Origin of the sequence: Bradyrhizobium sp. (assembly GCF_049586575.1) — a bacterium.
GTDB lineage: Bacteria > Pseudomonadota > Alphaproteobacteria > Rhizobiales > Xanthobacteraceae > Bradyrhizobium.
In genome coordinates this window covers 1-9,365 of record NZ_JBAVCF010000040.1, presented here as the reverse complement: position 1 = coordinate 9,365, position 9,365 = coordinate 1, and the positions used below count along the sequence as shown (strand labels likewise).

The window sequence follows — 9,365 nt, the reverse complement described above, 5'->3', positions numbered from 1 at the left end:
GTGGCCGATGAATCGGAAGCCGAAAAACCAAATGGAAGTGAAGCCGGCCCTCCGCCGGAGCAGCCGGCTCAAAAACCTGCCGCCGACAACCCGCCAACAAAAAAGCGCCGGTAAAACCGGCGCCTGTCCAAACCGGTTTGACCCGAGGCCGGCTGGTTACTGCACCGATCCGATGCCGCTCGACGCCACCTGCGACGAGCCGAACGACGGCGCATCGCCATGATGCGGCGCCAGCACGACGACGATGGTGCCCATCTTGACCCGGTTATACAGGTCGATCACATCCTCGTTCGTCATCCGGATGCAACCGGAAGAGATCGACTGGCCGATATATTCCGGCTGATTGGTGCCGTGAATCCGGAACAGCGTGTCCTTGCCGCCCGAATAAAGATACATCGCGCGCGAGCCCATCGGATTGTCCGGGCCCGGCGGCACGAATGTGGGAACGCCGAGGCGTTCGATCTCACCCTTGGTCGGATGCCAGGCCGGCCATTCGGTCATGGCGCCGACCTTGGCGATGCCCGACCACGCCATGGCTTCTTCACCGACGGTGATGCCGTAGCGGATCGCCTTGCCGTCGTTCAGCACGTAGTAGAGGTAGTGATTGTCGGAATCCACCACGATCGAACCGGGGGCTTCCTTGCGCTGATATTCGACAATGGCGCGGCGGAAGCTCTCCGGCGGCTGCACATTCTCGTAGCGAACCTTAGCCAGCAATTCCTTGTCGTGCGGTTTGAAGGCGCTGGTGTTGGTCGCTTCATAGTTTGCCGTTTCCATGCAGCCCGACAGCAGCACGCCGGCAGCCGCAGCCACCATTGCCAATTTCAGCGACATCAGTTTCAACGGCATTTTGAATTTCCAATCGGAGACGTTGTTCGGGGCACAGAGCGTTCGGGGCACGGGACCCGCTGCCTCGCCACGATTCCACCAACAGACGATCATTATCGCCCAAATGGGTAATAATTCCAGCGCGCAGATGGCCGTTCTGCACTGCGGCAGCCTTCCTGTGTCTTTTTTGCCGCAATTACTTGAGCGATGCCCAATTCTCCGGCAATAGCTTGGGACCACGGAACAGATTCCGCCACCGTTCCAACACCGGGGGCCCAAATGGCGGGGGACTAAAGCGCCGGTTCATGAAAGGGTTGGCAGAATCGAGCTAAGCCCTCTTGGTTAATTCGCCCTTTGCCAATCCGGAGTCGTGCATGTTTTCGGTGTTCGTTCCCGCTGATGGCTCGCTGAAAAAGGCCTTCATTACCGACTTGGACAAACTGCCGGAGACCGCCGTCTGGATCGACCTCGTGAAGCCGACCATGGCCGAGGACAAGGCGGTGGAAAAACTGGCCGGGATCGCGGTGCCGACCCGGGAGGACATGCAGGAAATCGAGATTTCCAGCCGCCTCTACATGGAAAACGGCGCGCGCTACATGACAGCGACGTTGATGTGCCAGTCCGACACCGAGGCGCCCAAGACCACCGCCGTGACCTTCATCCTCGCCGTCCATCGGCTGGTGACGGTCCGCTACGACGATCCGAAGCCGTTTGTGCTGGTGGAAAACAAGCTCGCCCGCAACTGCTCCGCCACCATCACCGGCGAAATGGTGCTCATGGAGCTTCTGGATGCGGTGATCGACCGTTGCGCCGACATTCTGGAGCGGATTGGCGCCGACGTCGATCAGGTCTCTCATGACATCTTCGAGCCCGACAGCGAGCGTCACGGCAACGCCAGGCGCTATTCGGAGATACTGATCACCATCGGACGCAAGGGCGACCTGACCTCCAAGGTCCGGGAAAGCCTCGTCTCGATCGGCCGTCTCGTGACCTTCCTCTCTGCCGCTATTGAGGGCGTGAAATGGACCAAGGACATGCGCGAGCAGCTCAAGACCATGCAGCGCGACGTCGCCTCCCTCACCGACCACGCCTCCTATCTGTCCAACAAGATCACCTTTGTGCTCGATGCGATGCTCGGCGTCGTCAATCTTGAGCAGAACAACATCATCAAGCTGTTTTCGGTGATGGCGGTGGTGTTGATGCCGCCCACCCTGATTGCCTCAGTCTACGGCATGAATTTCAAGGTGATGCCGGAGCTGGAATGGCAGCACGGCTACCCTTTCGCGGTCGTGATGATGGTTCTCGCGGCGGTCGCGCCCTACATGTATTTCAGGTGGAAGAAGTGGCTTTAGAAGCCGCCTTCGCGCCCGCGATCTTGAGGTTAAAAAAGTGCGCGGCATTGCCGGACTCCTCGCTGAAGCGCTCCGCTAAAATTTGAGTGGAGGACCGAACGTTTGCGCTACGGCTTTCTGCCATAACGCTCGCTATCGATCGCGAGGATTCCAATGGTTGAGAAAGTCATAATGCAGGCGCGGAACGTCATCGACTTCGCGAGCTATCAGCAGTGCCGTAACATCGTCGCCCGGGCGCAGGCAATGTCGGCACGGACCTGCCGGCACTGCGGCGCGGCGCTCGCCGACGGCGAGTTCGAAGACGAGTGCTCCAGCGTCGCAAATGCCGAGGAGACGCTACGCTGGCAGGCCGCCCAGATCCTGCGCGGGCTGATCTAGGACGACCTGATGTCCGACGCAGCCGGCGCTGTTTCGAGACACGGATATTTGCCGCGCGCGTTTGAAGAGCATCTCTACGAGAACTCGCTGCAAAGGGAAGCGAATGTCAAATCCGCTCCGCTAGACGTGCTGGCCGCCGTTGATATGGATTTCGGCGCCGTTCACGTAAGAACTCATCTCCGTACACAACACATAGATGATCTTGGCGACTTCATCCGGCGTGCCGAGCCGGTGCATCGGGATTTGTTGTTCGACGATCTTTTCGGTGCCGGGCGACAGGATCGAGGTGTCGATCTCGCCCGGCGCAATCGAATTGACGCGTATGCCGAGCCTGCCGAAATCGGAGGCCATCTCGCGCGTCAGCGAAGCCAGCGCCGCCTTGGAGGTCGCATAGGCCGCGCCCGCGAACGGATGCACCCGCGACCCCGCGATCGAGGTAACGTTGACGACTGAACCCTTGGCCGCCGTCAACTCCTCGATCAGGCCGCGCGCCATCATGATCGGCGCGAAGAAATTGACCCGGAACACATGGGTCCAGGTTTCTAGATCCGTGTTGATCGAGCCGAGCCTCCCGCCGCCCTCGGCCTTCGGCGAAATAGCTGCATTGTTGACCAGCGCGTGCAACAGGCCGCCTTCCAGCCGTTCGCGGATTTCAGCGATGCCGCGCGCGGTGTCGTCGTGGTCGGCGAGGTCGATCTGGATGTGGTCTTCAGGCCCGGCGCCCCATGGGCATTCTTCCGGGAAGGGATGGCGCGAACAGGTGAGGACGCGCCAGCCCGCCGAGGAAAAGCGGATCACCGTCGCATGGCCGATGCCGCGGCTGGCCCCGGTAAGAAGCATCGTCCGCCGTGGTCCGTTATGGGGGGGGGTGGCCATGGGGTCCTTTGAACTGTCGATCAGGGATAAAGCCGCGTCTTCGACCAGACCTGGTCGGAAGCGTCGCGGCGAAATTCAATGCGGTCGTGCAGGCGGTAGGGGCGGTCATGCCAGAACTCGAACCGCAACGGGGTGATGCGCCAGCCGCTCCAGCCGGGCGGACGGGGCACTTCGCCGACGATGTATTGCGCGGCGAACTTGGCGATCGCTCGTTCGAAGGCGAAACGGCTTTCCAGCGATTGTGACTGTTTCGACGCCCAGCAACCAATCTGGGCCTGTTTGGGGCGGGTCGCAAAATAGGCGTCAGCCTCGGCATCTGTAACCGGCGAGACGGGGCCCCGGATGCGCACCTGCCGGCGCAGCGACTTCCAGTGAAATAGTAAAGCGGCCTTAGGATTTGCGGCCAATTCCTGGCCTTTTTTGCTTCCAATGTGGCCGTAGAACACAAAGCCTGCGGCGTCATGGCCTTTCATCAGCACCATCCGCACATCCGGCAGGCCGTCGGCATCGACCGTCGCCAGCGCCATGGCGTTGGGGTCGTTGGGCTCGGTTTTGACGGCCTCCGCAAACCACTCGCCAAACAGCGCCAACGGTTCCTCGGCCGCGGTGAAATCACCGGATGTTAAGGGTGTCGGGTGTTTGATGGAGGTCGTATCCGTCATTTTGGAGTCCAAAGTTGCGCCCGCCCGCGGCCAAATGCGTGTTACCGCCCGGCATAGCCTTATATAGGGCATGGAGACGCTTTGGCCTATCATCGATCGGTCCGTCGGGGGCGATCGTGGCGATGGTTCTGATCGGCGTCAGCGTCGGCGGATGCAGCATTTCCCGGCCCGATATCTTCGCCAAAACGACTGACGACGCTACCGGCTCGATCGGGCCGTTTGCCCAGGTGAGGGAGACTGGGCCGACGGAAAGCGATCTCGCTTTTGCCCGTAATGCCGCTTCCGACGTGCTGACGCGCGGCGACAAGGATACGAGCCAGCCTTGGGCAAACCCCGAGACCGGCGCGCGAGGATCGGTGACGCCGTTGGCCCAAGCCTATTCGTCGGAAGGGCGGACCTGCCGGGACTTCCTGGCAAGTTACGTCAACGGCCACTCGGAAAGCTGGCTGCAGGGGGCGGCATGTCAAACCAATCACGGGCAGTGGGAAATTCATACGCTGAAGCCCTGGCGACAGAGCTAACGAGGTGAAGCCGCCGGCTCAGAATCGGCTTTTGCTTGCGCTTCCCCCGGCAACTGGTTGAAGCTTGTGCATAATCTTGTTCCATCTGCCGCCGTATCGAGCCGCGAAGCCCGTTGCAAAAATGCCACGAAGTACCCAAATGAAAATTCGAGCGGGCGTCTCGCCCGTATATTAGACTGATGACTTCCCTTGAAGGAGAACTGACGGATGCGCGACCCCTATGAGGTCTTGGGGGTGCCGCGGAGCGCCAACGCCGCGGCAATCAAGAGCGCCTATCGCAAGCTTGCCAAGAAGTACCACCCCGACGCCAACAAGAATGATCCGAAGGCCGCCGCTCGGTTCTCCGAGCTGAATTCGGCCAATGAGATCATTGGAGATGTGGACAAGCGCAAGCAGTTCGATCGCGGCGAAATCGATGCCGATGGCAAACCGCGCTTTCAGGGCTTTCCCCCCGGCGGCGATCCGCGTGCGCGGGCCGGCGGGTTCGAGACCCATACCTTCCGCAGCGGCGCGGCGGGCCCGGGCGGCTTTGGCGGCGGCGGCTTCGAGGACATTCTCAACAGCATGTTCGGCGCGGCGGGCCGCGGGGCACGTCCCGGCGGCGGCGGCGGCGGGGGTGGGGCCCGATTCGAGTTCGATCCCACCACCATGGCGCTCGATCTCGATGTATCGGTCTCCATGACAGTCTCGCTGGAAGAGTCGATCAAGGGCGCGGAGAAGCGCGTCCGGTTGCCGACCGGCAAGGAGTTCAACGTCAAGATTCCGGCTGGGGTCGTGGCGGGTCAGCAGATTCGGCTGAAAGGGCAGGGCGAGAGTGCAGCGGGCCATCCTCCCGGCGATCTCCTGATCACGGTCAGCATCGCACCGCATCCGTTCTTCAAGGTCGAGGGCAGCGATCTGCGCCTTGATCTGCCCATCACGCTCTATGAGGCGGTGCTGGGCGGAAAGGTTCGCGTGCCCGCGCTTGGCAGCGCCGTCGAGCTTTCGATCCCGAAAAATACATCGAGTGGCCGGACATTTCGTCTCAAAGGCAAGGGGTTGCCGAAGGCTGGCGGAAACGGTGATCTGCTTGTGACCACACGGATCATGCTGCCGGACGGGAACAACGCCGAACTGGAGGCGTTGATGCAAAGGTGGCGTGACACGCACCCTTACAATCCGCGGAGCGATTTTTCATAATCGGCGCGGTAAAAGAAAGAGTGCGGCCTCGATCTGGGGGACCAGCGCGGTACCAACCCCAGTCGAGGCCGCTTGCGTCGATCGGCGGATCGAACGCGTCACAATTTTTCGTGAGCACCTGAAGCTATATTGAGACGCGTCCATGTTCCAATTCCAGATTCTTAATGTCCGAATTTGGACGTGGCCGCCAAGCAACAGATTTCAGCCGCCTTTCTCGTTCTGGTCGTAGACGATGCGCGCCACATGATGCAGCTTTTCCTTGTCCATCGGGCCGCTGAGCACATAGCTGACCTGGTTTTCCGACCAGTACATCGCGCCGGAATTCTCGGCCGCGGTGTAGCGCATCTGGGCTGATCCGTTCTTCGAACGCGAAGCGTAGAGCGTATAGCGTTCGCCGGAAGCGCTCTCATACATAAAGAACGAGGCCGGGCCGGCCGGTCCCGGCAATAGCCGCCCGCCGACGAGCTTCAGCCCGCTCGAGTCCAGTTTCGGGGCGCGAACTTCCCAGCCGCAACGCTTGGTCAGCCAGGTCTGCAGGTGGTCGCGTTCGCTGCCCGGCACCTCCACGGGATGGCGTACCTCGACGACATAAAGCCTGTGCGCATCCAGGGCATCGGTCGTCAGGCTCTCAACAGCCGAAGGCGTCGCGGTTATAGTGCGCGCCAGCCAGCCGGTGCCGTTGCCGCAAATAAACGCGGCCAGCGTCGCCGCAATGGTGCCGTACATCCATCGGCGCGGCCGGCTCACCAGCCGTTCAATTTCCAGCCGCTTCGGCACCACCTCGTCAGCAACATGATCGTAGCGGGCGTGCAGTGCTTCCGCCATTTCGCGCCATGCTCTTACCCGCTCGGCGCAATCGGGATGAATAGCAAGCCATGCTTCGACATCGCCGCGGCGTTCCGCCGGCAATTCGTTGTCGACGTAAGCGTGCAGCTCGTCCTCGGTGACGGGGATTTTTGGATCGGTCATGATCTTTGTCTCTTCCTGATCGAAATCATTCCGCCCGCCCTCCGTCCTCCCCGACGGAAATACGGCGTCGTCTGCAACGCGATTCCCCCAAAAAAATCAGCCACCACACAATCGTTCATAAGGCGCATCGTTTATTTCACCCTTCGCAACGCCGGGCGCTCACCTTCGAGAACCGCCTTCACATGCGCGCGAGCCCGCGCCAGCCGCGACATCACCGTGCCGATCGGCACGCCCTGAATATCGGCGACCTCGCGATAACTCAGTCCTTCCAGCATCACGAGCAGCAGCACCGAGCGCTGATCGTCCACCAGCGTTGCCAGCGCCTTTGCGATGTCACGGCCCTCGGCCTCGGTGCCGCTGGCGTCAGGATTGTTCTCAAGCAGGGGCATGAATTGCGGCCGCCGGGCCAGCGATCGCCGCCTGTTCTTGTTGAGATTGGTCAGGATCGTGTAGAGCCAGCTCCGCACATCACCGCCGAGAAAAAGACGTTCCGAACGTAACGCTCGAACCAAAGTATCTTGCACCAGATCGTCAGCAATGTCGGCATCACGCGTGAGCGCACGTGCATACCGGCGCAGCGCCGGTATCATGGCTTCGACACTCTCGCGAAACGCAGCCATTGCGCTTGATTCCAGACCGTTCCATGCCGCGCTTCGACACACGCGTCGAGCTTCAAGGCGCTTTCAAATAACCAAACCCCACACCGCAATGGCTATTCCACCGATTGCGCTGCGGGTGCAGAGTTAACCTTTGCCAACAGCCCTGTACCGGCCGTCCGCGCTGGTGTACCTCCAAACGAGCCGCCAGGCACCGGAATTATCACATGGCGAAAAACTCAGACTTGATGAAGGGCCAGCGCTTAGTGATTCTCGGCGTCGCCAACAACTAGCGAAGGACTAGGTGCCGACCATCTATTACATCCGCCATGGCGAAACCGAATGGAATGCGCTGGGCCGGCTTCAAGGTGTGCAGGACATTCCGCTCAACGCACTCGGCCGCACCCAATCGGTTCACGCCGGCTATGTCCTTGCTGACCTGTTCGGGCGCGACGGCCAGAGCGCGTCGTCGATCGGCTTTGTCGCCAGTCCGCTCGACCGCGCCCGCCAGACCATGGAGTTGGTGCGCGGTGTTCTGAGGCTTCCGCTGTCCGGCTACGCGATGGACGACCGCCTGCGCGAGATCGGTTATGGAGAATGGGAAGGGTCGACATTGGCGGAGATGCAGGCGAAAGACCCGGATCTGTTTGCGCGGCGTCGGGTCGAAAAATGGACCGCGGCCCCGCCCGGCGGAGAGACCTATGTTTCAGTGCAGGCCCGGATGACGGACTGGTATCGGGCATTGACCGCCGATACGGTGACGGTCGCCCACGGCGGCACGGCGCGGGCGTTGATGGTTGCGCTCGGCTTTGAGACCCCCGAGAGCGCCGCCGACCTGACGATCGAGCAGGGCGCGGTTTACGTATTCAGCGACGGCGGACTGGCGAAGTATAGTTAAGAGCGAATCGAAGCGTTTGGCGATTTGACCCAAAGGGGTCGGAGCGTTACGACAAACCATGTCTCACAACACCTTCGGCCATCTGTTCCGGGTCACGACCTTTGGTGAAAGCCATGGAATTGCGATCGGCTGCGTGGTCGACGGTTGTCCGCCGCAGATACCGCTGACCGTCGAAGACATCCAGCGCGATCTCGATCGCCGCCGTCCCGGCCAGTCGCGCTTTACCACGCAACGGCAGGAGCCGGACGCGGTCAAAATCCTGTCCGGCGTGATGGCGCATCCCGAGACCGCCGTGCAGGTCACGACCGGCACGCCGATCGGGCTTTTGATCGAGAACACCGATCAGCGTTCGAAGGACTATTCCGACATCAAGGACAAGTTTCGTCCGGGTCATGCCGACTACACCTATGATGCCAAATACGGCCTGCGCGATTATCGCGGCGGCGGGCGTTCTTCGGCGCGCGAGACGGCGATGCGGGTGGCGGCCGGCGCCATCGCGCGCAAGATATTGCCCGGCGTTACCGTGCGCGGTGCGCTCGTGCAGATGGGCCCGCACAAGATCGACCGCGACAAATGGGATTGGGCTGAGATCGCGAAGAATCCGTTCTTCTGTCCCGACAAGGACAAGGCGGCCTTCTTCGAGGATTATCTTGATGGCATTCGCAAGAACGGCTCATCGATCGGCGCGGTCATCGAGGTAATCGCCGAGGGCGTGCCGGCGGGGTTGGGCGCGCCGATCTACGCCAAACTCGATGCCGATCTCGCGGCGGCGATGATGAGCATCAACGCAGTCAAGGGCGTCGAGATCGGCGCCGGCTTTGGCGCGGCTGAATTATCCGGCGAGGAAAACGCCGATGAGATGCGGATGGGCAATCAGGGCGTCAGCTTTCTGTCCAACCATGCGGGCGGCATTCTCGGCGGAATCTCCACTGGCCAGCCAGTGGTGGTGCGGTTTGCTGTGAAACCGACGTCCTCGATCCTGTCGCCGCGCCGGACCGTGGATCGTAAGGGTGGCCAGACCGAGATCATGACAAAAGGTCGGCACGACCCCTGCGTGGGCATTCGCGCGGTTCCGGTTGGTGAAGCCATGATGGCCTGCGTGCTGG

Annotated in this window: 11 protein-coding genes; 6 read left to right on the top strand and 5 right to left on the bottom strand. The window is 61.3% G+C overall.

Features of this window, described 5'->3' with window-relative positions:
• Window positions 1–156 precede the first annotated feature (156 nt).
• Complete coding sequence (locus tag WB528_RS01405; protein ID WP_423886646.1) at window positions 157–834, bottom strand: L,D-transpeptidase; 678 nt, start codon at window positions 832–834, stop codon at window positions 157–159.
• Window positions 835–1,202: 368 nt separating this feature from the next.
• Between WB528_RS01405 and WB528_RS01400 the strand changes: the two genes are divergently transcribed.
• Together WB528_RS01400 and WB528_RS01395 are read left to right on the top strand one after the other, a co-directional pair.
• A complete protein-coding gene (locus tag WB528_RS01400) occupies window positions 1,203–2,180 on the top strand; it encodes a magnesium transporter CorA family protein (protein WP_423886644.1) in 978 nt (325 codons plus the stop codon).
• Between the two features lie 153 nt (window positions 2,181–2,333).
• Window positions 2,334–2,558 carry a hypothetical protein gene (locus tag WB528_RS01395; protein ID WP_423886643.1) on the top strand — a complete coding sequence of 75 codons (225 nt, stop codon included), beginning with the start codon at window positions 2,334–2,336 and terminating at the stop codon, window positions 2,556–2,558.
• Window positions 2,559–2,678: 120 nt separating this feature from the next.
• Here WB528_RS01395 and WB528_RS01390 read toward each other — a convergent pair whose 3' ends face one another.
• Together WB528_RS01390 and pdxH are read right to left on the bottom strand one after the other, a co-directional pair.
• Entirely contained in the window at window positions 2,679–3,434 is a 756-nt protein-coding gene (locus WB528_RS01390; protein WP_423886642.1) for an SDR family NAD(P)-dependent oxidoreductase, read from the bottom strand.
• A 20-nt stretch (window positions 3,435–3,454) separates the two neighbouring features.
• Window positions 3,455–4,096: a pyridoxamine 5'-phosphate oxidase gene (gene pdxH / locus WB528_RS01385; RefSeq protein ID WP_423886641.1), complete on the bottom strand. Its 642-nt coding sequence runs from the start codon at window positions 4,094–4,096 to the stop codon at window positions 3,455–3,457.
• A gap of 122 nt (window positions 4,097–4,218) precedes the next feature.
• Here pdxH and WB528_RS01380 point away from each other — a divergent pair, with 122 nt between their 5' ends.
• The gene (locus WB528_RS01380; protein ID WP_423886645.1) at window positions 4,219–4,617 is read left to right on the top strand and encodes an RT0821/Lpp0805 family surface protein; all 399 of its coding nucleotides are present in this window, start codon (window positions 4,219–4,221) and stop codon (window positions 4,615–4,617) included.
• Between the two features lie 207 nt (window positions 4,618–4,824).
• The gene (locus WB528_RS01375) at window positions 4,825–5,796 is read left to right on the top strand and encodes a DnaJ C-terminal domain-containing protein (RefSeq protein ID WP_423886640.1); all 972 of its coding nucleotides are present in this window, start codon (window positions 4,825–4,827) and stop codon (window positions 5,794–5,796) included.
• Window positions 5,797–5,997: 201 nt separating this feature from the next.
• Here WB528_RS01375 and WB528_RS01370 read toward each other — a convergent pair whose 3' ends face one another.
• Both WB528_RS01370 and WB528_RS01365 read right to left on the bottom strand, forming a co-directional pair.
• Window positions 5,998–6,765, bottom strand: coding sequence for an anti-sigma factor family protein (locus WB528_RS01370; RefSeq protein WP_423886639.1), 768 nt, complete (start codon window positions 6,763–6,765; stop codon window positions 5,998–6,000).
• A gap of 131 nt (window positions 6,766–6,896) precedes the next feature.
• Entirely contained in the window at window positions 6,897–7,385 is a 489-nt protein-coding gene (locus tag WB528_RS01365) for a sigma-70 family RNA polymerase sigma factor (RefSeq protein WP_423886638.1), read from the bottom strand.
• A 280-nt stretch (window positions 7,386–7,665) separates the two neighbouring features.
• On the opposite strand from WB528_RS01365, the gene WB528_RS01360 reads away from it, so the two are divergent.
• Both WB528_RS01360 and aroC read left to right on the top strand, forming a co-directional pair.
• Window positions 7,666–8,259, top strand: a complete 594-nt coding sequence (locus tag WB528_RS01360; RefSeq protein WP_423886637.1) for a histidine phosphatase family protein — start codon at window positions 7,666–7,668, stop codon at window positions 8,257–8,259.
• Window positions 8,260–8,317: 58 nt separating this feature from the next.
• Window positions 8,318–9,365: chorismate synthase (gene aroC / locus WB528_RS01355; RefSeq protein ID WP_423886636.1), on the top strand; the 1,048-nt coding region annotated here is incomplete at its 3' end.